Origin of the sequence: Sporosarcina sp. FSL K6-1522, assembly GCF_038622445.1 — a bacterium.
In the GTDB taxonomy this organism is placed as follows: Bacteria; Bacillota; Bacilli; order Bacillales_A; family Planococcaceae; genus Sporosarcina.
Genome location: NZ_CP152019.1, coordinates 250693 through 276909 on the forward strand (window position 1 = coordinate 250693; position 26217 = coordinate 276909).

28 protein-coding genes and 1 riboswitch are annotated in these 26217 nt (G+C 42.4%); of the genes, 16 read left to right on the top strand and 12 right to left on the bottom strand.

Going from position 1 to position 26217, the window contains the following annotated elements:
- Positions 1 to 86: 86 nt before the first annotated feature.
- Complete coding sequence (locus tag MKY34_RS01190) at positions 87 to 1229, bottom strand: acyl-CoA dehydrogenase family protein (protein WP_342513437.1); 1143 nt, start codon at positions 1227 to 1229, stop codon at positions 87 to 89.
- Between the two features lie 247 nt (positions 1230 to 1476).
- Between MKY34_RS01190 and MKY34_RS01195 the strand changes: the two genes are divergently transcribed.
- The 5 genes from MKY34_RS01195 to MKY34_RS01215 all read left to right on the top strand — a co-directional run bounded on the left by MKY34_RS01195 (position 1477) and on the right by MKY34_RS01215 (position 4996).
- Positions 1477 to 1827: an ABC transporter permease gene (locus tag MKY34_RS01195; RefSeq protein ID WP_342513438.1), complete on the top strand. Its 351-nt coding sequence runs from the start codon at positions 1477 to 1479 to the stop codon at positions 1825 to 1827.
- A gap of 16 nt (positions 1828 to 1843) precedes the next feature.
- The gene (locus MKY34_RS01200; protein ID WP_342513439.1) at positions 1844 to 2512 is read left to right on the top strand and encodes a PspA/IM30 family protein; all 669 of its coding nucleotides are present in this window, start codon (positions 1844 to 1846) and stop codon (positions 2510 to 2512) included.
- Between the two features lie 132 nt (positions 2513 to 2644).
- Positions 2645 to 3346: a cell wall-active antibiotics response protein LiaF gene (gene liaF / locus MKY34_RS01205; protein WP_342513440.1), complete on the top strand. Its 702-nt coding sequence runs from the start codon at positions 2645 to 2647 to the stop codon at positions 3344 to 3346.
- A complete protein-coding gene (locus MKY34_RS01210; protein ID WP_342513441.1) occupies positions 3343 to 4389 on the top strand; it encodes a sensor histidine kinase in 1047 nt (348 codons plus the stop codon). Before liaF ends, MKY34_RS01210 begins: the two co-directional genes overlap by 4 nt.
- Positions 4364 to 4996, top strand: coding sequence for a response regulator transcription factor (locus MKY34_RS01215; RefSeq protein WP_342513442.1), 633 nt, complete (start codon positions 4364 to 4366; stop codon positions 4994 to 4996). The genes MKY34_RS01210 and MKY34_RS01215 overlap by 26 nt, the downstream gene beginning before the upstream one ends.
- A 243-nt stretch (positions 4997 to 5239) precedes the next feature.
- On the opposite strand, the gene MKY34_RS01220 is transcribed toward MKY34_RS01215, so the two are convergent.
- The 3 genes from MKY34_RS01220 to MKY34_RS01230 all read right to left on the bottom strand — a co-directional run bounded on the left by MKY34_RS01220 (position 5240) and on the right by MKY34_RS01230 (position 6534).
- The gene (locus tag MKY34_RS01220; protein WP_342513443.1) at positions 5240 to 5710 is read right to left on the bottom strand and encodes a DinB family protein; all 471 of its coding nucleotides are present in this window, start codon (positions 5708 to 5710) and stop codon (positions 5240 to 5242) included.
- Positions 5711 to 5765: 55 nt separating this feature from the next.
- Positions 5766 to 6086 (bottom strand): DUF3817 domain-containing protein, encoded by a 321-nt coding sequence (locus MKY34_RS01225; protein ID WP_342513444.1) that lies wholly within the window; start codon positions 6084 to 6086, stop codon positions 5766 to 5768.
- A 124-nt stretch (positions 6087 to 6210) separates the two neighbouring features.
- Positions 6211 to 6534: a hypothetical protein gene (locus tag MKY34_RS01230; RefSeq protein WP_342513445.1), complete on the bottom strand. Its 324-nt coding sequence runs from the start codon at positions 6532 to 6534 to the stop codon at positions 6211 to 6213.
- Between the two features lie 225 nt (positions 6535 to 6759).
- On the opposite strand from MKY34_RS01230, the gene MKY34_RS01235 reads away from it, so the two are divergent.
- The gene (locus MKY34_RS01235; RefSeq protein WP_342513446.1) at positions 6760 to 7116 is read left to right on the top strand and encodes a hypothetical protein; all 357 of its coding nucleotides are present in this window, start codon (positions 6760 to 6762) and stop codon (positions 7114 to 7116) included.
- A gap of 329 nt (positions 7117 to 7445) precedes the next feature.
- On the opposite strand, the gene MKY34_RS01240 is transcribed toward MKY34_RS01235, so the two are convergent.
- From MKY34_RS01240 to MKY34_RS01250, 3 genes are read right to left on the bottom strand one after another with little or no spacing between them, the layout of a single operon-like run.
- Positions 7446 to 9713, bottom strand: coding sequence for an MFS domain-containing histidine kinase (locus tag MKY34_RS01240; RefSeq protein ID WP_342513447.1), 2268 nt, complete (start codon positions 9711 to 9713; stop codon positions 7446 to 7448).
- A 2-nt stretch (positions 9714 to 9715) separates the two neighbouring features.
- Positions 9716 to 9892: a hypothetical protein gene (locus MKY34_RS01245; RefSeq protein WP_342513448.1), complete on the bottom strand. Its 177-nt coding sequence runs from the start codon at positions 9890 to 9892 to the stop codon at positions 9716 to 9718.
- Positions 9870 to 10559 carry a response regulator transcription factor gene (locus tag MKY34_RS01250; protein ID WP_342513449.1) on the bottom strand — a complete coding sequence of 230 codons (690 nt, stop codon included), beginning with the start codon at positions 10557 to 10559 and terminating at the stop codon, positions 9870 to 9872. Before MKY34_RS01250 ends, MKY34_RS01245 begins: the two co-directional genes overlap by 23 nt.
- A gap of 189 nt (positions 10560 to 10748) precedes the next feature.
- Here MKY34_RS01250 and fdhA point away from each other — a divergent pair, with 189 nt between their 5' ends.
- Positions 10749 to 11966 (top strand): formaldehyde dehydrogenase, glutathione-independent, encoded by a 1218-nt coding sequence (fdhA, locus tag MKY34_RS01255; protein WP_342513450.1) that lies wholly within the window; start codon positions 10749 to 10751, stop codon positions 11964 to 11966.
- A 104-nt stretch (positions 11967 to 12070) separates the two neighbouring features.
- Positions 12071 to 12871, top strand: a complete 801-nt coding sequence (locus MKY34_RS01260) for an MIP/aquaporin family protein (protein ID WP_342513451.1) — start codon at positions 12071 to 12073, stop codon at positions 12869 to 12871.
- A 137-nt stretch (positions 12872 to 13008) separates the two neighbouring features.
- Here MKY34_RS01260 and MKY34_RS01265 read toward each other — a convergent pair whose 3' ends face one another.
- Positions 13009 to 13893: an EamA family transporter gene (locus MKY34_RS01265; RefSeq protein WP_342513452.1), complete on the bottom strand. Its 885-nt coding sequence runs from the start codon at positions 13891 to 13893 to the stop codon at positions 13009 to 13011.
- A 259-nt stretch (positions 13894 to 14152) separates the two neighbouring features.
- On the opposite strand from MKY34_RS01265, the gene MKY34_RS01270 reads away from it, so the two are divergent.
- The 4 genes from MKY34_RS01270 (at position 14153) to MKY34_RS01285 (ending at position 18696) form a co-directional block, all read left to right on the top strand.
- Positions 14153 to 15247: an NAD/NADP octopine/nopaline dehydrogenase family protein gene (locus tag MKY34_RS01270; RefSeq protein WP_342513453.1), complete on the top strand. Its 1095-nt coding sequence runs from the start codon at positions 14153 to 14155 to the stop codon at positions 15245 to 15247.
- 14 nt (positions 15248 to 15261) lie between these two features.
- Entirely contained in the window at positions 15262 to 16728 is a 1467-nt protein-coding gene (gene nhaC / locus MKY34_RS01275; RefSeq protein WP_342513454.1) for a Na+/H+ antiporter NhaC, read from the top strand.
- Positions 16729 to 16771: 43 nt separating this feature from the next.
- The gene (locus MKY34_RS01280; protein ID WP_342513455.1) at positions 16772 to 17494 is read left to right on the top strand and encodes a sulfite exporter TauE/SafE family protein; all 723 of its coding nucleotides are present in this window, start codon (positions 16772 to 16774) and stop codon (positions 17492 to 17494) included.
- Positions 17495 to 17562: 68 nt separating this feature from the next.
- Positions 17563 to 18696, top strand: a complete 1134-nt coding sequence (locus tag MKY34_RS01285) for a PucR family transcriptional regulator ligand-binding domain-containing protein (RefSeq protein ID WP_342515157.1) — start codon at positions 17563 to 17565, stop codon at positions 18694 to 18696.
- A 176-nt stretch (positions 18697 to 18872) separates the two neighbouring features.
- Here MKY34_RS01285 and MKY34_RS01290 read toward each other — a convergent pair whose 3' ends face one another.
- Both MKY34_RS01290 and MKY34_RS01295 read right to left on the bottom strand, forming a co-directional pair.
- Positions 18873 to 20150 carry an MFS transporter gene (locus MKY34_RS01290; protein WP_342513456.1) on the bottom strand — a complete coding sequence of 426 codons (1278 nt, stop codon included), beginning with the start codon at positions 20148 to 20150 and terminating at the stop codon, positions 18873 to 18875.
- A gap of 171 nt (positions 20151 to 20321) precedes the next feature.
- On the bottom strand, positions 20322 to 21077 hold the full coding sequence (locus MKY34_RS01295) for an SDR family oxidoreductase (protein ID WP_342513457.1): 756 nt from the start codon (positions 21075 to 21077) through the stop codon (positions 20322 to 20324).
- 236 nt (positions 21078 to 21313) lie between these two features.
- Here MKY34_RS01295 and MKY34_RS01300 point away from each other — a divergent pair, with 236 nt between their 5' ends.
- The 4 genes from MKY34_RS01300 to MKY34_RS01315 all read left to right on the top strand — a co-directional run bounded on the left by MKY34_RS01300 (position 21314) and on the right by MKY34_RS01315 (position 24323).
- Positions 21314 to 21634 (top strand): helix-turn-helix domain-containing protein, encoded by a 321-nt coding sequence (locus MKY34_RS01300; protein WP_342513458.1) that lies wholly within the window; start codon positions 21314 to 21316, stop codon positions 21632 to 21634.
- A gap of 157 nt (positions 21635 to 21791) precedes the next feature.
- Positions 21792 to 21836, top strand: a riboswitch (PreQ1 riboswitch).
- A gap of 7 nt (positions 21837 to 21843) precedes the next feature.
- Positions 21844 to 22344, top strand: coding sequence for a QueT transporter family protein (locus MKY34_RS01305; RefSeq protein ID WP_342513459.1), 501 nt, complete (start codon positions 21844 to 21846; stop codon positions 22342 to 22344).
- A gap of 68 nt (positions 22345 to 22412) precedes the next feature.
- Positions 22413 to 22643 (top strand): excisionase family DNA-binding protein, encoded by a 231-nt coding sequence (locus MKY34_RS01310; RefSeq protein WP_342513460.1) that lies wholly within the window; start codon positions 22413 to 22415, stop codon positions 22641 to 22643.
- Positions 22644 to 22829: 186 nt separating this feature from the next.
- Positions 22830 to 24323 carry a BCCT family transporter gene (locus MKY34_RS01315; protein WP_342513461.1) on the top strand — a complete coding sequence of 498 codons (1494 nt, stop codon included), beginning with the start codon at positions 22830 to 22832 and terminating at the stop codon, positions 24321 to 24323.
- Positions 24324 to 24379: 56 nt separating this feature from the next.
- Here the strand turns inward: MKY34_RS01315 and MKY34_RS01320 are convergent, their stop codons facing one another.
- Both MKY34_RS01320 and MKY34_RS01325 read right to left on the bottom strand, forming a co-directional pair.
- Positions 24380 to 25366 carry a homoserine dehydrogenase gene (locus MKY34_RS01320; protein ID WP_342513462.1) on the bottom strand — a complete coding sequence of 329 codons (987 nt, stop codon included), beginning with the start codon at positions 25364 to 25366 and terminating at the stop codon, positions 24380 to 24382.
- Positions 25324 to 26211 (bottom strand): alpha/beta fold hydrolase, encoded by an 888-nt coding sequence (locus MKY34_RS01325; RefSeq protein WP_342513463.1) that lies wholly within the window; start codon positions 26209 to 26211, stop codon positions 25324 to 25326. Before MKY34_RS01325 ends, MKY34_RS01320 begins: the two co-directional genes overlap by 43 nt.
- Positions 26212 to 26217 lie beyond the last annotated feature (6 nt).

Sequence of the window (26217 nt, forward strand, 5' to 3'; positions counted from 1 at the left end):
GTAGATGAAAATCATAAGTTCGACCTAGATCGATATGTGGATATAAATACAGAATCCTACAAGCGAGTGTCAGGCACACAGATGATTCACAGCCCCATATTCTTCGCAATAATGACTTTCATTACTTCATTGGTTCCGGCGTAAATCGATGACACTGGAACGTCCCGATAACGTCTAGCAATTGAGTATTCTTCCATATAGCCATAACCACCATGCAATTGCATACAGGTACTTGAAATTTCACGTGCAGTCTCCGTATGCCAATATTTAGCCATCGACACTTTCGTGACAATGTCTTTGCCTGCAATATGATCTTCGATAAGTGATTCAAGGAATGCTTTCCCAAGCTCAATTTTCGTCGCCATCTCCGCAATTTTAAATTGTGTATTTTGGAAGGATGAAATTGGCTTGTCAAAAGCATGACGCGATTTCACATAGTTAATCGTTGTCTCGAGCATGTCTTCTGATGATGTTTGAGCAGAAATCGCAACTACGAGCCTTTCTTGCTGTAATTTTTCCATCAAATAACGGAAGCCCTGCCCTTCTTCTCCGAGTAAATTCCCAACAGGCACACGACACTCTTCAAAATACAATTCCGCTGTATCCTGGGCATGTAGCCCGACTTTATCCAGTTTACGCCCTCTCGTAAAACCAGGTGTGCCTTCTTCAATAACGAGTAAACTCATCCCTTTGTGTTTCGCAGTTGGATCCGTTTTAACAGCGACGACAAACAGATTGCCATTGATGCCATTTGTAATGAAGGTCTTTTGTCCATTTACGACATAATGATCGCCGTCACGAACAGCCGTCGTCTGCACATTCGCTAAATCCGAACCCGTTCCCGGCTCCGTCATCGCAATTCCAGTAATCGTATCTCCAGTCACACACCCCGGCAGCCAGCGTTGTTTCTGTTCTGGCGACCCATACGACTCTAGATAAGGCACAACAATATCATTATGCAGACCAACACCTACTAAACTCGTACCGACTCTTTCCAGCTCTTCCGAAATAATAACTCCATAACTAAAATCGAGTCCAAGACCGCCGTATTCCTCATCTACTTGTGAACAGAGGAACCCCATCTCCCCAAGCTTTTTCCAAAAGGACACAGGAATCAAACGCGTTTTCTCCCATGTATCATAGTTCGGAACGGCCTCTTTCTGTAAAAACTTTCGAAGTGACTCTCGGAACATAACATGCTCATCTGTCTCAAATCGGTATCTTGTCATTGTGACTCCCCCTTTAGATAAAAAAGCGCAAGCACTCTAGTAAACATTACCTGATTCAGAATATATTAATCTTTCTAACAATTACAGTTTACATGAAAACGGTTACATTTTCCACACCAAACCAATGAATAATCCAGTGCTTAGACAAGCTCAGTCTCAAGTCTTAGATAGAAATCCGTTCTGCGCCCGTTTGGACGAGCCGGAAATCATTATAAGATAGGGTTACAAACGAAAGGAGGAACAACACATGAAAAAAATTGGTCTTGCGATACTCGGTATTACAGCGGCGATTATTGCCCTTGCGAATCTTGGATCACTTCTTGCACTTGCGTTATCCGCATTGATTTCCTACGCGGGGTTCCACTATTACAGAAAGAGTCAATCGACATTCAAAAAATTGTTCTGGGGAGCGGTTCTACTCATCGGTTTACTATCAGCTGTTTCAAACGTACCAGCCTTCTTCGGCATCATCGCGTTACTTGCTGTCATCTATGTCTGGCGTAAATGGCATGGCACAGACAACAACGATATCATCGCAAACGATTCAGATGATCCATTCGTCAACTTCGAACGCCAGTGGAATGAAATTACAAAATAATGAGGAGGAACACAATATGAACTCACTTTGGAACAGATTTAAATACTCGGTACAAGCCGACTTACACATGCTATTCGACAAAAAGGAAAACAAAAACCCCATTGCCATGCTCAATCAATACATCCGTGAAGCGGAAAAACAAACGGACTCCATCGGAAAATTGCTAGAACGTCAAAGCAAACTGAAAACAGAACTCCAAAAAGAACTGAAAGAAGCAGAAAACATGGCGGATAAACGCCGCAGCCAGTTGGAACTTGCACAAGCTGCTGGAGAAGAGGATCTCGTTACGTTCGCACAAGATGAAATTGCAGCCTACGAAACACGTGCAGCGGAACTTGCGGAAAGCGTTACAGAAACAGCTTATGAGTTGGTTTCATTGGAACGCAAATTCGAGGAAATGAAACATAAAGTAAAAGACATGAAAGTACGCCAGCTCCAATTGATGGGCAAAGAAAACGTTACACGCGCTCATCACCGCATGGACCAAGTCATTTCACCGGAAAACGGTGACAGCCAAATGGGCACTATTGGAGACATGAAGAAGTACATCGAAAGCCTTGGCAGCAAGATTGACCGTGAATATGAAACGTCTTCTATGGAGCGCCGCCTCGATTCACTCGAGAAAGTCGACAATACGACAACAAATCTTGAGAAAACACCCGCAAAAGAAGCAGAAATTGTGTAAACTATACTAGTAGGGGGGAAGGTGCATGCCTTCCTCTTTTCACAAGCTTTCAACTTGGTAAACTGTCTAGGCTCCAGCGCCTAGGAGCTTGCACTTTTCACAATACCGACATCAAGAAGGGAGAATCACAACATGAATCGTCTTCACACGAACAAAATCACATTTTGGGGACTTGTTTTCCTGCTGCTGATTTTTATGGAAACTGTTTTTTTCCATAATGGCAATTTCGTGTTCGTCCTTCTTGGTGCCGGACTAACCTATTATGGTTCGCGCCGTCGTTCCAAATGGATGGTTGTACTTGGGCTATTTTTCATCGCAATGGCACTTTTCACATTATGGAGTTTGCGCTTACTGATTTTCACGCTCATTATCTATACGCTTATTAAATTGTGGAAAGGTGTTCCCTCGGAAGAAATTATGCGTCCGCTTAAGGAATTTCAGAAAGAAACACCGAATGGCATTTGGCAAAACAAATTATTCTCTGTACAGTCCTCTCCTTTTTCATCTTATGAATGGGAGGACATTCACATTCAGGGATTGTTTGGGGACCTTCATATCGACGTGACAGATACCGTGTTACCAAAAGGCACTTCTTTAATCTCCATTCGACAAGGCGTTGGGAAAATTAAAATCGACTTGCCGTATGAAATTCCTGTGCGTATCCATTACACGACGCTACTTGGTGACGCAAGACTTTTTGATACACACCGTAAACGGCTCATTAATGAATCGCTTCATATGAAGGATAGTTATGAAGGGAAATCCGCCGATTCGCCTGAACTCATCATTACGCTTGCCACTTGGGCCGGAGATGTCGAGGTGACGCGAAAATGAAAGCAGTCATTGGACGCGGCTTTTTTCTGTCCTTCCTGTTCATAGCGATTACGGCCGTGTACATTTACTTTCTACTTGATGTACCGCTAAATGAAAGCTGGTACGCTTTTTATGAATTGCAGTTTGCAGACGTCCCACTTGGTTGGTGGATTTTAAATACAGCGCTCCTGCTTGGTTGGGGCATCGCAATCTGGACGAGTTTTTTAGGTCGTTCCAAAGAGAAGGCCATCGAACAACGATTATCTAGTTTAACGGACACGGAAAAAGAGGATTATTCGCACGAAAAATTCACACCACGCATTGATCGAGCCATTGATACAGTATCTACGCTGATCCATACACAACGCAAAAGTTTACAGCGCATTACAGATGAACGGGCAGAAGCACAGGATCAACTCATTCAAGAACGGATTGTTCAAGAGCGGCAGCGACTTGCACGCGAATTGCACGACTCCGTTTCACAACAATTATTTGCGGCCTCCATGCTACTATCCGCTATTACCGAAAATAACGACGATGCAGAAGCACAAAAACCTTTGCTGCAAGTCGAGCGGATGGTCCAACAGGCGCAACTTGAAATGCGGGCATTGCTCCTGCATTTGCGACCTGCCGCACTAAACAACAAGTCCCTCGCACAAGGGCTAGAAGAGCTTTTATTGGAATTAAGAGAAAAAGTCCTTTTCGATATTCGATTTCGCTTGGAAGAAGTGACACTGTCAAAAGGTGCGGAAGATCATCTATTCCGCATCGCACAGGAAACGTTATCGAATACACTTCGGCACGCACAAGCGACAGAAGTCGACGTGCTATTCGTCGAACGGGATGGTCTCGCTATTTTCCGCGTACAAGATAATGGCATCGGATTTAAAGAAAGTGATGGCAAAGGCGGCTCATACGGCTTACAAAATGTTAAAGAACGTGCCATCGAAATCGGCGGAACGTGTAAAATCGTGTCCGTCCCCTCACAAGGGACGATTGTAGAAGTGAAGCTACCTGCACGGAAAGGAGAGGAACCGAATGATCAAAGTATTATTAGTGGATGACCATGAAATGGTGCGGATTGGCGTGTCAGCCTACTTGCAGATTCAACCCGACATGGAAGTTGTCGGTGAGGCAGTGAATGGACGCGAAGCTGTAGGAAAAGCACTGGAGCTACGACCTGATATCATTTTAATGGACATGGTCATGCCCGAAATGAACGGTGCAGAAGCGACTGCCGCCATTATTAAAGAATGGCCCGAAGCCAAAATCGTCATCGTCACAAGTTTTTTAGATGATGATAAAGTGTATCCTGCACTCGAAGCCGGCGCCATTAGCTACATATTAAAAACGTCAAACGCCAAGCGCATCGCAGAGGCCATTCGTGAAACCTTGAAAGGTCAAACGGTATTAGAACCCGAAGTGACGACGAAAATGATGCAAAAAATGCGATCCGGCAATGACCGTCAACTTCACGATGATTTAACAGATCGAGAGCTTGAAATTTTATTGCTCCTTGCACAAGGAAAAACCAATCAGGACATCGCGGATGAGTTATTCATCGCACTAAAAACGGTGAAAACCCATGTTAGCAATATATTGTCGAAACTTGACGTACAAGATCGAACACAAGCCGTCATTTATGCATTTAAGCATGAATTGGTGGAGTGAAATAGGAAAAGGCAACAGCTTGGAATCGAGAAGATTTCGATTTTGGGCTGTTGTCTTTTTATTGATGTGCTATTGGAGCATTTTAGGAATTGCAGTAAGAGTACGCAGATTTGCGCTGACAGTTTTGCAATTCTCCAGGACAGTTCTCGCAAGCACACTGACAGTTCACAACTTTTTCAGTACAGTCCCTCTCCTCTTCCAAAAAAAGCCTCTAACCGAAGTTAAAGACTCTCTCCTCCAAACTTATGCCCCAGTTACCCGGTTCAATCCATCAATCATACCTGCGTGAACACCTTCATGCCAGACTACAAATTGAACGAGCGCTTCAGCAGTTTCCATCGAGTGCGGCCCGATTACCATTGGCTCAGCCAATACAGTGCCTAGTTTTCCTTCTAATGCTGCCACCACACGTGCAGATTGTTCTTGCAATGCAGTAAGCAGTTCTTCATTCGAAGGAACATTTTCGCCCCACGCATCAGGGTTTGACCCCGTCACGAAAAGTGGAATCCATTCTGGATGTACAGGTGCATAATCCCCTAATGCTTTTTGAACGAACACTTCCATCGAGACAAAAATATGACCTGCATTCCAACGAATGTTGTTGTTATAACCAGTCGGCTTCGTATCCCAAGCCGCTTCTGATGACTGTTTCAGACGACCAAGTGTGTACATCCGTGTGAAATTCAATTGCTTCAATGTTTCGATTGTAATCATTCCTTTCTTTTCATCTACTATTACTGTAGCCGATATGCGTGGGGAAAAACAGTATTTACGCTCCTAGTAGCTGTCCGCGCGATTGCCCCGCCCACTTCTTCAAACGTATGTCCAAAATGAAATTACCAAACGGCACGAACGCCGATGCATACGCACCAAGTGTAAATCGGATAGGCCATTTCACAGCAAATGTCGCATACAAAACGACCACACAGTATATCGTAAACAGCACACCATGAATCATTCCTACAACACTTACCATGCCCGGCATATCAAAAAAATATTTTAGTGGCATTGCGATAAATAACAAAATGAGCAATGAAGCGCCCTCTAACATCCCCATTACTCGGAACTGTCCAAATGCATTTTTCAACATCGTTCTCCACTCCTCAAATTCCATAACTCCGATTATTATAGGCGCCCCCTGTTAACATGTACAGTTTTTATTGTCCATCGCAAAAAGAAAAGCAACCGCTCCGTATAGGAGGGTTGCCTTCGATTTAAGGTTTGATAGGAACCTTATTCGGTTTTTGTTCATTCCACTTGTCATGTGACTCCTGATTAAACTTGCGCTCATACTGTTCTCTATCCCCATATGGGAAACTTTCACCTGGCTTCGGTTTGTTATAGCCACTGTCTTGCTTGTAGACGCCATATGCGGACTGTTCGTTTTCTCGGGTTTTGTCTCGCACACTTTTTCGTCCTACATTCGTTACACTCGAATCAGCGGGGTCTGCAAGTGGCAATTCATCGGGATTTACAGCCCCTCTCACTTTCGGCTCAAGATCGTCTTTGTTTGGGTACTTCCCATCTGATTTTGTCATAATGTCGTTAGCCCCTTTCTTTTTCGTTTAAATTGTAGAGTACAATATATCACACTTTTCAGTCATTCGTCCATCCTCCTTATTCCTTAAAATGGGTAAATTCTGTTTTTCTACATTTCTCGAAACTTTTTCTCCCCGCATGCGTCCCATTTGCCATCAAGGTTGTACTTCCAAAAAAGTTTGCTGGCTTATAGATCTTCTACTGTTAATGAAAGGGTGTTTCAATTGGATATTCAATGCACATTCAAAATACGTTATCTCACCGTTGCAATGATCGCCTTCAGCATTGCACTAGTATTTTATTACGGGCAATCCTTCAAAGAAGCGATTTACTCGGAAGGCTTTCCCGTCCCTGCGAGCGCACAAATTCAAAACATCTCAAGTACAAATCTAGCTGAAAACTACACGTGGAAACCTGTTTCCGAAGAACATGGCTTGCCAATGCGCTACCAGCTGATCATCCTATTTAGCGGTTGGAAAAAAACTGATCAGATGGGTGCACTGACGACATACGAAAAAAACGGCGTCAAAGTCGACGTCATCTCACATACACAATCTCTCGCCATTCTCGGGCCACAATAATCAATTACGCCTTGGCGTAATTGCGTCCAGATTTTTTTCGAGCTAGGGACCTACAGGAAGCAGGTCATGCAGTCGTTGCGAATTGAACTACGAAGGGTTCGATTTGCCATATTTCTGTGCTTTTTGCAGAATTTAAGGCACCGCTCTTCGGACGTGGCGACCTTAGCCGGCGTTCCCCTATCGTTCAGCCGGCGTTCGAACACCCACTGAACAGAAAAACAAAACCGCATTCATCCCACACCTATCGAGGTGGGAGTTTTCCGCCGAATGAAGATAAAAGCTGTACGCATTGCAGACGTAGTATTTGCAAGGCGTACAGCTTTTATAACTTAAACGGCTGCAACAACAACCGTCACTTTAAATAGATCTCCATCCACTTCAATTTTCATATCACCATTATGCATATCGACAATCGACTGCGCAATAGCCAGACCGAGACCGGAACCATCCGTATGACGCGATGTATCCGCCCGTTTGAAGCGTTCAAATAATTCATCGGTATCTTCACCGAGTTCATATTTCGTAACATTTTTCACAACAAATTCAGCGGTGTTCCCCACTTTTCGCAGTGTCACATAAACCCGAGTCCCCGGCAATGTATATTTAATAGCATTGACGATTAAATTATCCAACACACGCCACCATCTTTGCCCATCCACATAGGCAATTAGCGGGGTATCCAAGGAACTCACTCTAAAATCAAGACCCGATTTCGAGATTTCCTCTTCATGTTCGGCAAGTGCTTGCTGTAGCAATTGTGCCAAATCGACACGCTGCTGATGCAACTCTAAATTGCCACTCGCCATTTTCGATACTTCAAATAAATCCTCAATTAACGTTTTCAAACGCTGTGATTTTTTATCCAAGACATCCACATATTTTGTACGTTCTTCGACCGACAGATCTTCATTTTTCAACAAATCGGTGTACGTAATAATGGACGTCAATGGCGTACGTAAATCATGACTGACATTGGTAATCAATTCTGTTTTCAAACGCTCACTTTTCGCTTGCTCACTCATGGAAGTGCGAACACCTTCACGCAGATTATTCAAATTCTTCGCATGCTCCGCAAGTGGCGAACGACCTTCAATCAAAATTTCTTTATGCAACTTGCCATTGGCCATCGCCTCTGTATCCACCATTATGCGATTCAAATAAGCAGTTCTTCTGACAAAGATGTATACGAATGGCAAGCCGATAAACAAAGCTAACGGAACATACATGAGCATTAGAAATGGTGCCGCAAAAACACCGAACAATCCAATACCCGCAAGGAAAAAGCCTATGAGTAGAATGAACATCTGTACTCCAATCTTGCGATTCAAAAACATTCCTTGCAACGCGAATAAGAAACTTACACTGTAACTATCCTTAATATCCTGCTCCAATGCGCCTTCTGTTTTTAAACGCTCAACAAATAACACCAATTGAACGACTGTCGCCCATACGAGAATGATTAACACCATGAACATAAAGCCAGAAATGATACTACTTTCTAAGCTATAGTAAGGTAAGTATCCTAAATAACGGCCACTATTATCCCCAGCTAACATCCAAACCATACTAGCCGACACCAACAGCAAAACCGCTTTCAAATCCAGTTTAAGCTGTTCATAACGTGCCCCAATACGACTGGTTATAACCCATTCCTTTTTGAAACGAATGATGCTCAGCAAAGCCCCTAAAGCAAGTGCACCCAGTGCCCAAAGAATATATAATCCAATACGTCTCCATTCGTATCGTTTAGCATTTTCAGCTAGCCAACCTTCTTCAAACACAGTTTGTGGTACGACGATTTCTCCTTCAAATCGCTTTACTTCCTGCGACTGATTCGGCTCTAAGGCTGCATCGGCTTTATGCTCTGATACTGCTAGTTCTGTCGTTACCTCATCGACGAACGGATTGCTCCATGTATAGGCATCTTCCTCATATGCTTCATAAGCCTCATAAGCATAACTGTAATTAGGCGACACTTTCAGATAGCCCACTTCCGTATTAAATGTTTCGCTATAGCCCCTCGTGACATTCATATCTCCCGCAGTAAACGTTTCGCCTGTTTGACTATCTGTTAGTGTATATGAAACAGGAAAATGCAGCTGATCCTTCGCATCCCGAATACGTTGTTGCACATCTTCTTCCAATTGCTTCTCTTTACCCGCGCGAATTTTCGCTTCTACATGCGCATCATCTTCAAAGTTTTTTTGTATATCGTCAATTTTATTATCTCGTTCTTCAATCAATGTCGCTTTCAGTTTTTCACTTTTACCTGCTTCTGCGTCAGCAATTCGCTCTCGATATTGCTCTTCAATATTGCCAACTTGCTCCGATAGTGTTCCAAAGTAATTCCGATGCTCTTCGATTTCAGACTTTGTCACCACTATGCGCTTTTTCTCTGCTTCTAGATTAGGCGGATTCAACACCGCAATCCCTAAGTTCTCATGATATCTGCGCATTTCGTCCTGAAATTCAGCTGACTGTACATAACTTTTTCCAATCTCACGGAAGTTCATGCCAACTAAAGAGGACAATGCCACTACTAATACAGCCACTAATGTACTCCATATGACAGCTTGCATTCGGTACGTTTTTCTCATGGTCACACACTTCCTCTCATCAGCCGAGCAAGATAAGTAAGTGCCCGACTTGAACGTTCTACGCCGTTATTGACCAAGTCAATGATGTGGGAGAAACAATAGCCAATGCTCAATGTCGCAATGACAATCGCAGCTATCGACCAGAAAGTAGCGCAATTATTTTTCGATTTTGTAGCCAATGCCCCACACCACCTTTACATACCTCGGATTCTTCGGATCTGCTTCGATTTTTTCGCGAATTTTACGAATATGGACTGCGACAATGTTTTCCGCATTGTACGCCGCCTCGTTCCAAACACGTTCATAAATTTCATTGATGGAAAACACACGTCCTGCGTTTTTCATTAGTAATTCGGTAATTTTATATTCAATCGGCGTCAGCTTAACCGTTTCGCCTTCAAGTGAAATTTCTTTCGCTTCTTCATCTAACACAAGCCCGTCAATCTCCACTTTTTTCTGCCCATCATATGTACCGAGCTGCACATAGCGACGCAACTGCGACTTAACACGCGCCATTAACTCCATCGGATGGAAAGGCTTCGTCACATAATCATCCGCACCAACCGACAACCCATGAATTTTGTCGGAATCCTCCGCTTTCGCACTCAACATAATAATCGGGATATTGCGCGCTTCTCGAATTTTGAACGTCGCCGTAATCCCATCCATGTTCGGCATCATAATATCTAGAATAAGTAAATGCACTTCATTTTCTTCCAACAAATCTAATGCTTCTCGACCATCCGCCGCTTTCAACACGTCATAGCCTTCATTTTTCAAATAAATTTCTATCCCATCACGGATATCCTGATCGTCATCCGCCACAAGTACTTTGAACTTCACCATCATCCGCACCTCGCTTCTCTACCTCTATGATACCAATTGTAACCGCCGAATCTTAACATTCACCGACCGTAATTATGAAGAAATTCTTAAGATAGCCCACACAACTTGAAAAAATAATCCTTGATGCATGTTTAGTAACAGTTCCACATATCAATGGAGTGCAAGGACAAACTACTAGTGGGGGTAATGTTGATGTCAAACCGTGCTGTTGTTTACAAAAGTCCAGGTAAAGTAGAAGTTGAAAATATTGGTTTTCCAGACTTAGTGTTAAGAGATGGCCCTGGGGTCAATCCGTTAAATGTCGGACGTAAGTGTGAACACGGAGTCATTCTAAAAGTAGTCGCTACCAATATTTGCGGCAGTGATCAGCACATGGTACGTGGGAGAACGACTGCCCCGAGCGGTCTAGCATTAGGGCATGAAATTACCGGCGAAGTCATTGAAGTTGGTAGGGATGTAGAATACATGAAAGTAGGAGATCTGGTCTCCGTACCTTTTAACATCGCTTGTGGACGCTGTCAGAATTGTAAATCACAAGACACGCATATTTGTGAAAATGTCAATCCAGACCGTCCTGGATCTGCTTACGGTTATGTGGATATGGGTGGTTGGGTCGGTGGACAATCGGAGTATGTCATGGTTCCTTATGCCGATTTCCAACTATTAAAGTTTCCAGATAAAGCGCAAGCGATGGAAAAGATTCTTGATCTAGCCATGCTATCAGATATTTTCCCGACAGGATTTCACGGGGCATACAGTGCGGGAGTTACAATTGGGTCTACCGTATATATAGCAGGCGCCGGACCTGTAGGATTGGCAGCAGCCCATTCAGCACAACTACTAGGCGCCTCATGTGTCATTGTAGGCGATATGATTGAAGATCGATTGGCGCAAGCGAGAAGTTTTGGATGCGAAACGATTAACCTCAGTGTACATGATGACATCGGTGAACAAATTGCCCAGATTCTCGGGACGCCTGAAGTTGACTGTGCAGTTGACTGTGTCGGCTTCGAAGCGCATGGCAACGGACCTAATCGCGGGGAAGCGCCTGCGGCTGTTTTGAACTCGATTATGACCGTGACACGCGCTGGCGGAAAACTCGGGATTCCAGGTTTGTACGTCACAGGAGATCCCGGAGCGATTGATGAAGATGCCAAATTTGGGACATTAAAAATCCGTATGGGATTAGGATGGGCAAAAGCACATCATTTTGTAACAGGTCAAACGCCTGTCATGAAATACCATAACTTTTTAATGAAATCCATTCTAAGCGGCAAAGCGCAAATTGCCAAAGCCGTAAATGCTACGCTTATTTCACTAGAGGAAGCACCGAAGAGCTATCAAGTTTTTGATAAAGGCGCAGCTAAAAAGTTCGTTATCGACCCACATGGGCTGATAAAAAGATAACTCGTTTCACATAGACGATCGTATCCACGGCAAAATCTTCGAAAACTTTGAAGCAAGCTGTGGATATTTTTCTATCCCATATCGACAATCAAGGGGGATTTCCTGTGTCGGCATTTTTAGGTGAATTAGTCGGGACGATGATCTTAGTGACTTTAGGTTGTGGTGTTGTAGGAGGCGTCGTGCTTAACAAAACGAAATCACAAGATTCTGGTTGGATTGTCATCACGATGGGCTTCGGTTTCGCTGTAGCGGTAGCGATTTATGCAGTAGGCGGGATCAGCGGCGCCCATCTTAATCCTGCAGTGACAATCGGATTCGCCATGATTGGAGCCTTTCCTTGGGAAAACGTTCCAGCATATATTTTAGCACAACTCATTGGTGCTTTGATCGGGGCAATTATTGTTTACATCAACTATTTACCACACTGGAAAGAAACAAACGATCAAGAGCAAAAGCTCGTTATATTTTCAACCATTCCAGCCATAAGAAAGCCACTTTCCAATGTTGTAAGTGAAATGATCGGTACATTCGTACTCGTCCTTGGCATATTAGCCATCGGTGCAAATGAATTTACGGAAGGACTTAATCCGCTTATTATCGGATTTCTTATCCTCTCCATAGGGTTATCACTAGGCGGAACAACCGGCTTCGCGATTAACCCCGCTCGTGACTTAGGTCCACGAATTGCACACTTTTTCTTACCCATTCCTGGAAAAGGCTCATCTGATTGGCGTTATGCTTGGGTTCCAATCGTTGGCCCATTGCTTGGTGGAACATTTGGAGCGCTATTTTATCAACAACTGTTCAATGGGGTACATTCTGTGGCTTTTTGGGTTGTGGGAGGATTTTGTGTTGCTGCAATTCTAAGTGCATATTTTACGAACAATATGGGTAAAAATATGTAGTCATTAACTATATTAGCAAAACGAAATAAGAATAACACCCTCTTCATAAAAAGTCCGTTAGTAACTAAACCGACTAAATCAAGAGGGTGTTTTCTATTTGTAGAAAGTATATGTCCTAAAAACAGCATATTCAAAGTCTATTCAAGCGCCCCTTTGGACTGTTTCACTTTCCGCCCACTCAACGTCAATACAAGAATCCCGCCAAGTAACAATCCAACACCGAGCCAGGATGTGCCATTCAGTTGTTCGCCCACAATAATCACACTCAAAACCGCTGCCGTCAATGGTTCGGCAAGCGACAGCGTAACGGCCGAGGACGAAGGAATTTGTTTCAACCCTGCTGAAAAAAGAACATATGCAACACTTGTCGTTGCAAGCCCAAGATAAAGTACAACACTTATGCCCTTCCCCGTTACCAGCCCCGTTGTATCAAATACGAACAAAAACGGTAATAGCATCAATGCACTCATCGAAAAGATTACTGCAACCGCTGGTACAGCCTCTTCCTTTTCGAGCACCTCCTTGTTCACAAGAGTATAGAACGCAAACAATAGCCCAGCTCCGAGAGACATCGCAACTCCTAGCGGATTAACAACAATGCCGTCGCGGTTTAAAAATAATAAGCCACAGCCAATAATGGCAAGTGTTGTCGCCATCACCCACAACCTTGTAGGGCGCCGCTTCAATAATAACCATTCAATAATGCCAGAAAAAACCGGAGAACTCCCAATTGTGACTACCGTACCGATTGCCACTCCTGTTAACCTGACCGATGAAAAAAATAAGTACTGGAAAATTGCCATCGAAATGGCAGCATAAAATGTCGACTTCCACGGCCAATTTTGGAAATTAATCTTACGCATCAGTAATAAAATAATAAGCAATGAAAACCCACCGACAGCTAGCCTTGCCGCCCCTACTGCTAGCGGATGAACCGTTGGTAAAAATGTCTGTGCAGTACCCGTCGTCCCCCAAAGAATCGCCCCTATGAGTACGACTACATATGAAATTCGCTGTGACAAAATAATCCCCCTTTTCTCTCTATAATGAAGATACCATACAAATTGCAACAGCAGAATGATTGATTTTTTTCTACAACAAAATCTCTTCAATCCCCTCACCTTGTGCTCCAGCACAAGGTTTTTCAGTTTGACTGATATAGAAATATTCTGAACGATATGAGATAAATAAACTGCTCACTTAAATGCCTAATCAAAAGGAATAAGAATGAGTTCTATCTACCAGCAGTTCTTACAACCATATCAACGAGGAGGAGTCACATTGAAAGTACATAAAGTTGCAATATTAGGTGCAGGGAACGGTGGAATTACCGCTGCCGCAGATTTGAAAAGTAAAGGTTTTGAAGTATCTTTGTACGAAATGCCGCAATTCTCCAGCAATTTAGAAGGATGTAAAAAGAAAGGCGGCATTCTATTAAAAGACTTACATAGCGAAGCCTTCTATCCTATTGATTTAGTCACGACAGACATAGAAGAAGCCATTCATGGCGCGGAAGTTGTCATGTTAACAGTTCCTGGATTCGCGATTGAAACTTTTGCAGAAATACTCGCACCCGTCATTTCTGAAGAGCAAATCATTTTGCTAAATGGTGCAGCTGCAATGGGCTGCGTTCGCTTTGTCAATAAAGCGCAGGAAATGGGCTTAGATAAGAAATTCAACATCGCCGAAACGAATTCTTTAACATACGGTACACGGGCATTCCCTGATGAAGCTATTGCGGAAATGTCATTACGTGTGAAAAAGATCTTCTTGGCAGCGTATCCGCACGAAGATACAGAAAGACTCCTTGGCATCTGCTCACAATTATATGATTGCTTTGTAGCTGCAGATAACATCTGGCACACCACCCTTGAGAACGGGAATCCAGAAGTTCATCCCGGTCCTTGTTTACTGAATGCAGGACGTATTGATTTTTCAAAGGGAGAATTTTGGTTATATAAAGAAGGAATTACTGAGCATACAGTTAGAGTTTTACGAGCAATCGAAAGCGAAAGAATGGCCATCGGAAAGGCTTTTGGATTCGAATTGGAAAACGCTGTGCAAAGTAGAGCAAGAAGAGGCTACTTCAGCAACGAAGAGGAGGACTTACAGACCCTTTTCAATACCAGTGAAGTTTTTACAAAGATTAAAGGCCCTATCAGCATAAAATCTCGGTATTTTACAGAAGACATTTCAAGCGGACTTGTTCTCTGGTCAGATTTAGGAAAAGTTGCAGGAGTGCCTACACCAAACATTGATGCCGTTATCGTACTTGGGGGTACGTTATTACGACAAGACTTCTTCAACGAAGGGTTAGATTTGAAAAAGCTAGGCTTGGATGGCTTATCTGTCCAGCAATTAATCAATCAAGTATAAAGGGGACTTCGGGAATGGTTAAAACAAAAAGAAAGCCAACGCTGTTCGAGGCAGTATCCTGTCTTATTTTCATGGGGTTAATTATCGGGATCGGCTTCGGAATTTTTAAAATTGGAATTCAGATTTTACTTGTGGTATCTGCAGCCTATGCGGCCTTTATTGGAAAAAGAGTTGGTCTCACGTGGGAAGAAATGGAACGAGGGGTATCCGTCCGTTTAGGTAATGTCATGCCTGCGATTTTCATCTTGTTTGCAGTAGGAATTGTCATCGGTAGCTGGGTGTATTCAGGTACTGTTCCAATGCTGATTTATTATGGACTCAAATTCATTAATCCAACGTACTTTTTAGTGACGGCATTTGTCATCGTGGCAATTGTTTCGACCGCGACCGGAACGGCCTGGGGGTCTACCGCTACAGCCGGCGTGGCCTTGATGGGGATCGCTGTGCAATTGAATATTCCATTAGGAATGGCTGCTGGGGCTGTCATTGCCGGTGGTGTCTTTGGGGATAAACTCTCCCCATTGTCAGATACCACGAATTTAGCGCCTCTAGTGTGTGAAGTCAATCTTTTCGCTCATATCAAACATATGTTATATACGACTATTCCCGCAGCACTCATCGGAATGATTGTGTATATCATTGTAGGTTTGAAATTATACGGAAACGAAAAAGTGGATACTACCGCTATCCAATCATTAATGGCCGAGCTAGATTCCATTTATAACTGGAACATCTTCATGTGCTTACCATTTATCGTTATTTTCTGGGGGGCCTATTATAAAAAGCCAACAGTGCCAATTATGCTCCTTTCTTCTATTGTAGCTGTCATTGTCGGGATGTTATCTAATGGTTTTAGCTTCGTCGATGGTATGCAATCAATGGTAAACGGTTTCAATATTTCAATGGTGAATGTAGCAGGTTTTGATACAACGGCTATATCGGAAACCGTTCTGAAACTGATTAATCGTGGAGGCATTTTCTCAATGACAACCATTGCCGTGACCATTATTTGCGGCTATGCGTTTGCAGGGATTGTGGAAGTCGCAGGCTGTTTAGATGTCATACTCACATCATTCTACAACAAGGTAGAGAAAGTTTGGCAACTCATTGGCGTAACAATCGCGGGAAGTGTTGCACTTGTCTTTACTGCTGGAGTGGCATCCATCTCTATTATTATGGTAGGTACATTACTTAAAGATGCCTATGACAAAATGGGACTAGACCGAAGAAATCTCTCACGTACTTTGGAAGATGCCGGAACAATGCTTTTACCTTTCGTACCTTGGGGTGTATCAGGTATTTTCTATCTTGAAGTATTAGGAGTAGGTCCAGGAAGCTATTGGATGTGGGCAGTTTCGTGTTATTTATGTATTGTCTTTGCAATGTTCTTCGGTTTTACCGGAATCGCTATCGCAAAATCCGACAAAAATACAACGGCATCTCATGCCATAAAGCCTCAAAAGGAAAAGTCTTTAGTGTAAGCACATAACGAAGTAGCAAGCCCCTCTCGAAAGGAAGATTGTCATGGCTTTAAGTTTAAATGAAATCCTATTTCTTGTTGTTGTCTTCCTTGCAAATACGATTGAATCAATGACTGGCTTTGCGGGAACCTTACTCGCAATGCCAGCATCGATGCAACTCATAGGAGTCGATGAAGCGAAGACCGTTTTAAATATGATGTCTTTGATTTGTTGTTTATGGGTTGCGATTGGGACCTACAAACATACTAATTGGAAAGAACTTATGAAGATCACTATTTTTATGTTAGTCGGTATGGCCATCGGAATTATGCTTTTTGACTATGCTCCTACGACCATTCTCTTAAAAGTATACGCAGTCTTAATCATAGCCGTTGCACTACAGAAGTTTTTACAAAAAAAAGTGATTCCTATACCGGAAATTGGGTTAATCATTATTCTAATCATGGCGGGGGCAATTCACGGCATGTTCTTATCTGGGGGTTCGCTATTAGTCATCTATGCAGCGACTGTCTTAAAAGATAAAAAAGAATTTCGGGCAACCCTAGCCCCATTGTGGGTCATTTTGGACAGTTTTATGTTTGTTAACCAAATACGCCTAGGACATGTAAATGAAACGACAATTCCACTCATCTTGATAGCACTCATTCCATTAATCGCGGGCATCATACTTGGCGTTAAGCTGTTTACAAAAATTAACCAGAAAAACTTTCTCACTCTAACCTATATCCTTTTACTAATTTCGGGCGTATCATTACTGTTAAAGTAACGATTCTTATAGGTACGAAAGGGGCGAGAAACATTTCAGTTGTTTTGAATGTTTTATATCGATATGTAGTGAATAGTTTCGATATTAAACTTGTCGCTGGAGAGGCAGGCATGTACAATTCCGTTAAATGGGTACATATGGTTGAGAATGAGGAAATTTCATCTTTTTTAGATGGAGGAGAAATTGTCTTCACGACAGGGATTGGTATTTTCGAAGCAAAGGACTTCGATTTATTATCTCTTGTTAAAGAAAATATCCAAAATGGTGCAAGCGGTATGGTTGTCAATGTAGGACCTTATATTCCCGAAATTAGCGAAACGGTCATCGCCTATTGTAATCGTTTAGGATTTCCACTGTTTGTTGTACCTTGGGAAGTGAAAATGGCTCGTATTATCAAAGTGTTTTGTCTTTACATATTAGAAGCTGAAAAATACGAAATGGAAATTTCCGAAGCACTAGAGAAGGCGCTTCATTTCCCCAAACAGGATAATATATATGCTCCAGTGTTGGAAAAATACGGCTTCCACCCTGATAACAAAATACAGATTTCCGTCCTGGCAGGCGAGTTCAAAATAGACGAAAAAACAACATTGGTGGACGAACTCTTACAAAAAATTAATTACATCACGTATCAATTAGACGGAAAAGTCACTATTTCAAAATCAGACAAACACTATATACTATTTTCCGCAAATATGGATGAAGCGAAAATTCATGTATTTTCCAATAGACTCACTGAATTTCTTAACAGCAAGTTAAAAGATCCAGAAATCCATTGGGCAATTGGAAGTGAAATTAAACAACTACATGACATTCATAAAAGCTATCTAAGAGTCAAAAACTTATTGAAAATAAATCAACGGGCTATGATTTTCAACCCAATTACGGATGATCATAACTTAGGTGCTTATGAATTATTAATGGAGTATGCAGATAAAACTGGCGCAAAGGAATATATCAACAACATGATTGAACCACTCTTTGAATACGATCGCATGAACAACACAGATCTTTGTGTAGTTTTAAGCTTATACTTAGAAAGTAATGGACGAGTCAATGATGTAGCACAAAAACTATTTGTCCATCGCAACACCATCAATTACAAGATTAAAAAAATCGAAAATCTATTATCATGCGATCTATCCGACTTTTTTGTGCGTCTCAATCTCGCCGTCGCTTTTATGATGAAAGCAGTGTTATAAATTCTATCTCATCTAAAAAAAGTATCACAATCCATTTTATACAACTTTAAACATCTGTAATGTGGTATCAGCTTTCCCAATACCATTTCGGAATGATTCATCATCCCCCAAAAAACAGGCGTTCAAACAAGTTGAAGTTGTTTGAACGCCTGTTGCTTTTTATAATAATTTCTTTATTAATTCCACAATCCTGCTTGTTCAAGTTTCTTTTTACCTTTGAAAGCGAAGATAATCGCAATCACATTCAACACTAACATCGCAAGAATCGAGTAAAGTGCAAGTGTGTAACTGCCTGTCCATTGGAAGATGTACCCGTAAGCTGGTAGAGCAACAATCCCAGCAACAGCTAGTCCAACTACAGCCAACGCATAAATTTGACCGTATTCTTTGTTACCAAAGAGTGCTGTTGTTAAAAGAGGCCCTAATGTTCCAAGTGAAGCAACGATGAAACCATAAATCGCAATCGCAATTGTGAAGAACATCGCATTTTCTGGTACTAAGATCAGAATAGTAACTGGGACAAGTCCTAACAGCATCGCAAAGATTGCCGTATTTCTCGCACCAAATTTATCACTTAAGACCCCAAACGCTAGTGCACCAATCAGTACACCAACTTGCCAGCCACCCATTGCTTGACCTGCAAATGCAACATCATAACCTAAGCCCATCGCAAACGGTGCAACGTGCTGCCCGAAACTACTGATTGCCGTGATGAAGAAGAAGAAAATAAATAACGCATAAAACGCACTTGATTTTTTAGCAACTGCAGCTGTAACTCCACGGTTTGCCTCTGTATTTGCTGATTTCTTTGTAGCTGTTTCATCTATCTTTTGCTCAGCATCCATACCGTATGGTAGTAACCCTTTTTGTTTCGGCGCCATACGAATTGTCAAAAAGACAACTGGAATCACAATCGCCATTACAAGAACACCTAAAATAATGTACGTACTTCTCCAGCCACCACTCAGAATCAAATTCCCCGCCATCGGTTGAAGGATTGCCCCAAACGCACCGCCTGCAGCGACCATAATCCCCATCGCTAGACCATTATGCTTTTTAAACCAGTTGTTAATAAGAACTGGACCTGCAATTTGTGTCACGAATACTGAACCAATCGACATCGGAATTGAGAACAAATACCAACCCCACACCGAATTCATCAAACCGAACATCGCAAACGATCCTGCTTGTAAAATAATACTCGTAATTAAAATCACTCGAATGTCATACTTCGCAATGATTTTCCCTGCAATCGGCAGGAACAGCATCGTTACAATTGAAGAAATACTGAAGTATAGCGTTAAGCTTCCCATTCCAATACCTAAATCCTCGGTGACAGGTGTTAAAAATAATCCACCAGCTGTCATAATACCGCCCTTGGCCAAACCAACCATAAGTACTAAACCGACCAAAACCCACCATGCATAATGAATTTTTTTCTTTTTCATATCCATAATAAATCCCTCGTTTTCTTATTCTATATCCGAATCACAACAAAAAAGTGCTTACTATTTGATTTAGTGCCTAGAGAATGCCTCCCCCTATAATTCCGGCTGACTTCATCGCCATTCATAAGGTGGGAGGCATCGCTATTTAATATAGATCATCATGCTTCACGGCTATGATTAACGTAATTTAGTTGCTCCGCCATCTACCATGATTGTTTGTCCTGTAATATAATCAGAATCCTCGCTCGCCAAGAATACAGCTACACGCCCAATATCACTTTCCACTTCTCCAAGTCTTCTCATCGGAATTTTAGAAAGCATTCCTTGATAGTATTCTGGATTTTCTTCTGCCCACTGAATCATGCCAGGGGATTTAGCAATTGGAGAAATTAAGTTTACATTAATGCCGAATGGACCAAACTCATTCGCAGCTACACGTGTGATTGCACGAATCGCTTCTTTTGCAGCCGCATAAGAAGCCTGATTTACATCGCCGTTAATACCAGCACCAGATGAGAAGTTAATAATTTTCCCTTGTGATTCTTTTAGGTAAGGAAGAGCTGCTTGCATAAGGTAAAATGTTGGGTAAAACCCAGTATTAAACGAAAAGTCAAGTTCTGCTTGCGTTGTTTCTTCAATTGATGCCATTTTCGAAGCATGTGCATTGTTTACCAAAATATCAAGCTTACCGTATTTGTCAGCTACTTGCTTTACGATATCACCAAGCTTAGCGTGTTCCGTTAAATCAGCTTGAATGAACATTGATTCAGGTGAATGCTCCTGTAATTGTTTAACCGTTTTCTCGCCTACTTCTTGATTCAAATCGACAATCACAACTTTTGCGCCTTCTTTAACCATCGCTGTTGCCATACCCATCCCAATACCGCCTGCGCCACCTGTAATAATAGCCACTTTACCTTCTAATTTCTTCATGTTGAATTCTCCTTTTCCAGAAATAATTTATTAGCACATCTATTTAGTTAGACGTTAAAGAAGTTACTTTACGTAACCACAATAACTCTTTTATTCATTTGTGTCAAGAATATGTCTTTGCCTATTTCTTCACAATCTCAGCACTTTATTTAGTGTGAATTTTGTGATAAGATAAATTAAAACAATACATAACCAAGTTATAATTAGTAACCAATTCACTTCAGGAGGTTTTCAATTTGGCGGAACAAACACATGTAAACGCGATTTGTACAAAAGTGGAAGAATGCTATCATATCATCGGGAGGAAATGGACGGGTTTAATTATTTCTTCTATGATGGCAGGCCCAAAACGATTTAGTGAAATTCATACGTATATCCCTGCATTAAGCAAACGAATGCTTAATGAGCGCATGAAAGAGCTTGAAGATGAAGGCATTGTGTTGCGAAATGTCATTACGGAGCGTCCTGTCAGAACAGAATACTCCTTAACAAAAAAAGGACATGATTTAGGCGTTGCACTTCAAGCTGTCGAATCTTGGGCTGAAAAGTGGTTGTAATTCACGTAGCTTGGTCATACTTTTATTAGTATGGACTGTTCTTTTTTTATAACAAAGACAGTTGGCATATTATTAGAAATTCCTGTGTAATTTGGTAACTACCTAGTGCTATCCATATACAAATGAAATCGTCTATGCTATGCTGTAGCGTAGACTTTTTCACGTGGTTCGTAACCATCCCACGATAAAAAACTAGGAGGAACTACATAATGAAGGTTAAAACAATGGCAACGAGTGGCATTATTGCTGCTTTGTATGTTGCTGTTACATTTTTAGTCACACCATTTGGATTTACACTCATTCAATTTCGTATTTCAGAAATGTTCAACCATCTTGTGGTTTTCAATAAGAAATACATTTTCGGGATTATAGTCGGTGTATTCATAGCGAACCTACTATTCTCACCAGTAGCTGTTGATATCATTTTCGGGGTACTTCATTCAGCAATTGCTCTTTCCATAACGATTTTTTCCGCAAAATTTATCAATGGAATCTTCAAACGAATGCTCTTTAATACTGTCGTCTTTACAGCTACGATGATTATCATTGCATTTCAACTGAGCTTTTTTGCAGACATTCCCGAATTCAATGGACTGCCGTTCTTACTTATTTATCTAACGCTGGCGATTGGTGAATTCATCGTCATGGCGATTGGTATTCCACTTATGATTGCGTTAAATAAACGATTAAAGTTCGAAAAGCTTATTTAACTAATAGAATCCCCGCCACTTCTTTAACTATAATGGAATGGGCGGGGATTTTTTAAGGAGCTGTGTCGATGTATATTACAATCCAAGAAACCGCCGAACATCTCGGGATGCCTATCGAACAAGTGCGAAAGTATGTGCTCGAGGGCCGCATTCGCTCCGTTTATGACGGCGAGCAATTCCTCATTAATAAAGCTCAATTCGGTCGCTACTTCGAGCAACTCGAATTATTGAAACAGCAAATCGACGAATGGCGTAGCGAACCTATTCCACCTGATCGTGATATAAAAGATGAGGATTGAAAAAAGCCGGCTAAGGACTTAAATCTTTAACCGGTTTTGCTTATCCAGATACATTTTATTCAATTTCAAGGGATACATGAAGTTAATTGTAGAAAAATTCAACTTCCAACGATTGGTTGCTTTCGAAACGTTTTACTAGTATAGTTGAAATTTGTTTCAAAATGAATAGCTCCACGAGGGGGAATTATGAAGAACATTTCAAATGTCTTTTACATCACAATCGGTCTCATTATTTTGACCGTCGGGTATGGCGCAATCGCACCCGCAAGTTTTGAAGCTATTACGACGAATATCAAAAATTTCGTTGCATCATCGTTTGGTTGGTACTATATGTTACTCATGTCCGCCATGCTTATGCTCAGTATTTTTTTCATCCTAAGTCCGTACGGAAAAATCCGTCTTGGTAAGGATACGGATCGACCCCAATTTTCAACAGTGACATGGATTGCCATGCTATTTTCTGCAGGAATGGGCATCGGGCTTGTCTTCTATGGCGCCGCTGAGCCGTTATCTCATTTTGCCATCAGCCCCGCTTCGGAAGACCCTAATACGAATGCCGCATTCAAAGAAGCATTGCGTCAGTCTTTCTTACACTGGGGGCTCCACATATGGGCCATGTACGGCGTTATTGCATTATCACTTGCCTTCTTCCAGTTCCGCAAAGGGGAACCGGGATTAATTTCAGCAACATTGAAGCCGATATTCGGTAAAAAGATGAAAGGTCCTTGGGGCGTTCTCGTCGATGTACTTGCCGTTTTTGCCACATCGTTTGGCGTCGCTACTTCACTCGGCTTCGGTGCTGTTCAAATTAATGCAGGCCTCAACTACTTATTCGGTGTTGAAATCGGTATTTTCTCGCAATTTGTCATTATCGCAGTCGTTACCGTTCTGTTCATCACATCAGCATGGTCTGGACTGAGTAAAGGGATTAAATATTTATCGAATACAAACGTCGTGTTAGCACTCGCACTGCTTGGTTTTATCGTCATTTTGGGACCTACTTTGCTCATTTTCAACATGTTCACGGATTCGTTAGGCGGCTATATCGCCAATCTTGTCCAAATGAGTTTCGGCACAGCCCCCCTAGACGCGACCGACCGGGCATGGCTTGATAGTTGGACGATTTTCTACTGGGCATGGTGGATTTCATGGGCACCTTTTGTCAGTATGTTTATCGCCCGCGTTTCAAAAGGGCGTACCATTCGCGAGTTCATGGTTGGCGTGCTGATTGCCCCTACATTACTAGGTGCATTTTGGTTCGCAGCATTCGGTACAACGGCCATCGACATCCAGAAAAAAGGGATTGTAGACTTGACGCAATTCGACACAGAGCTTGTCATTTTCGAGATGTTCCATACGATGCCCTTTTCACTGGGAATCTCCATTTTCGCAATTTTACTTATTGCTTCATTCTTTATCACATCAGCAGATTCAGCTACGTTTGTCCTTGGTATGCAATCCACGAACGGTTCGCTGACGCCACCAAATAATGTCAAGCTGACATGGGGGATTATCCAATCGACAATCGCGGTAATTCTGTTGTCTGTCAACGGATTAACCGCCTTGCAAAACACAATTATTATTGCAGCATTGCCATTCTCATTCGTTATGCTACTGATGGTTGTGTCCTTGCTGAAAGCATTAAAAGCGGAAGCAAAAGCGATGAAATTAAAGGAATAATTATGCACAAAAATAAAAAAGAGAGAGCACATTCACTTGAATGGGCTCTCTCTTTTTCAATTTGTCGCAAATGTAGCTGTACGTTTACCGATCACCTGAAGAAGATCACTAACCATCGCACTCGCTGTTGGATACATACCTGCGCCTGGACCAATAAGTGTCAGTGCGCCGAGATGATCCGTGTCAACAATAATCGCATTGTCTACACCATCAACACCGTATAAAGGATGATCTGTACCAATTAGTACAGGGCCAACGCTTCCTTGTAGCACGCCATTTTCATCTATCGAAATGTCTGCAATATGGCGATAGCGACATGTATTTTCAGACGCAGCCTTCACGTCTTCAATCGTCACACTGTCAATTCCAACAACCGGGACATCTTTCCAATCCGGCTGTTTACCAAATGCCAATGCACTTAAAATCATTAATTTTCGAAAAGCATCTTTCCCACCGATATCATCCGTTGGGTCTGCTTCCGCATAACCGAGCGCTTGCGCTTCCTGAAGCGCTACTTCAAACGACACTTTTTCCTCACGCATTTTCGTTAAAATGAAGTTGGACGTTCCGTTTAAAATCCCACGAACACGTTGCACTCGATCCGCTGGCAACAAGCCCTTAATCGTACGGATAATCGGAACACCACCAGCTGTTGTCGCTTCGTAACAGACTTTGACGCCGCGGAATTCTGCATGTTTCAACAAGGCAGGACCATGCTTGGCGAACATCGTCTTATTGGCTGTAATAATATGACACCCTTTTTCGATTGCATCCGACAGATACGTATAAGCCGGTTCTTCCCCGACAATTGCCTCAAATACGACATCGATGTCTGCGTTTGACAAGATGTCTTGAATGTTATCTGTCACAGTTGTTCCCGGTGTCGAGAGACGCACTTTCGACGTATCCCGAACAAGGATGGAAACGACGTCAATCGTATGACCTGTTTCCTGTTGAATCTCTTCTTTTCTTTCATTCAAAATCCTGTAAATTCCTTCACCTACTGTGCCGAAACCGAGTATAGCGACTTTGATTGACGGCATATCGCCACCTCCATGGACTGTTTAATGACGAATCCCCATTTTTCAAATTCCGTTAAAAATCCCGCATGCCCACATTCTGTGTTCACGAGAACATATGTAGAGTCTGAAAGTAGATGGGTAAACGCCCGAATATCCTCAGTAGGATAAATCATATCATGCGTAAATGCAAGCGCAACCACTTTTGCCGTTATTTTACAAGCCGCATTTTCAATACCACCACGACCACGGCCAATATCATGGCTATTCATAGCCTGGAGTAACACGTAGTCACTTGTTACATCACATCGTTTATCAAACGCCGGTACCTCGTCACGCCCGATTGCATACAAACCTATTTCATATGCACTTGATGCTGGGGTCACGGCAACTGGAATCACAACATCTATATCATCTGCATAGAGAATGCTCCATTCCAGTACTCGCATGCCGCCTAACGAACTGCCGATAACTGCACCTAACCGATCAATGCCTAATGCTGTGAGTGCCTTGCGTTCCGCATGGACCATATCCCGAATCGTGAGTTCAGGAAACGCACTTCCATATGGCTCACCTGTATGCGGATTAATGGACAATGGACCTGTCGACCCGTCGCATCCTCCCAAAACATTGAAAGAAATCACCGAAACAGTATTCGTGTCGATACTTTTCCCCGGACCGACAAGCCCACTCCACCAGCCTGGTGCTGCATCTGTCCCAACGACATGCTGATTGCCGGCCAATGCGTGGCAGACCAGTACCGTTGGCGCATCTTGTCTACCCGTTCTTTCATAAGCCAGTTGAACATCTTCCAACACGACGCCGGATTCCAATGTCAACTTCCCGATTGCCACAATTCCTGTCTCCACGCTTGT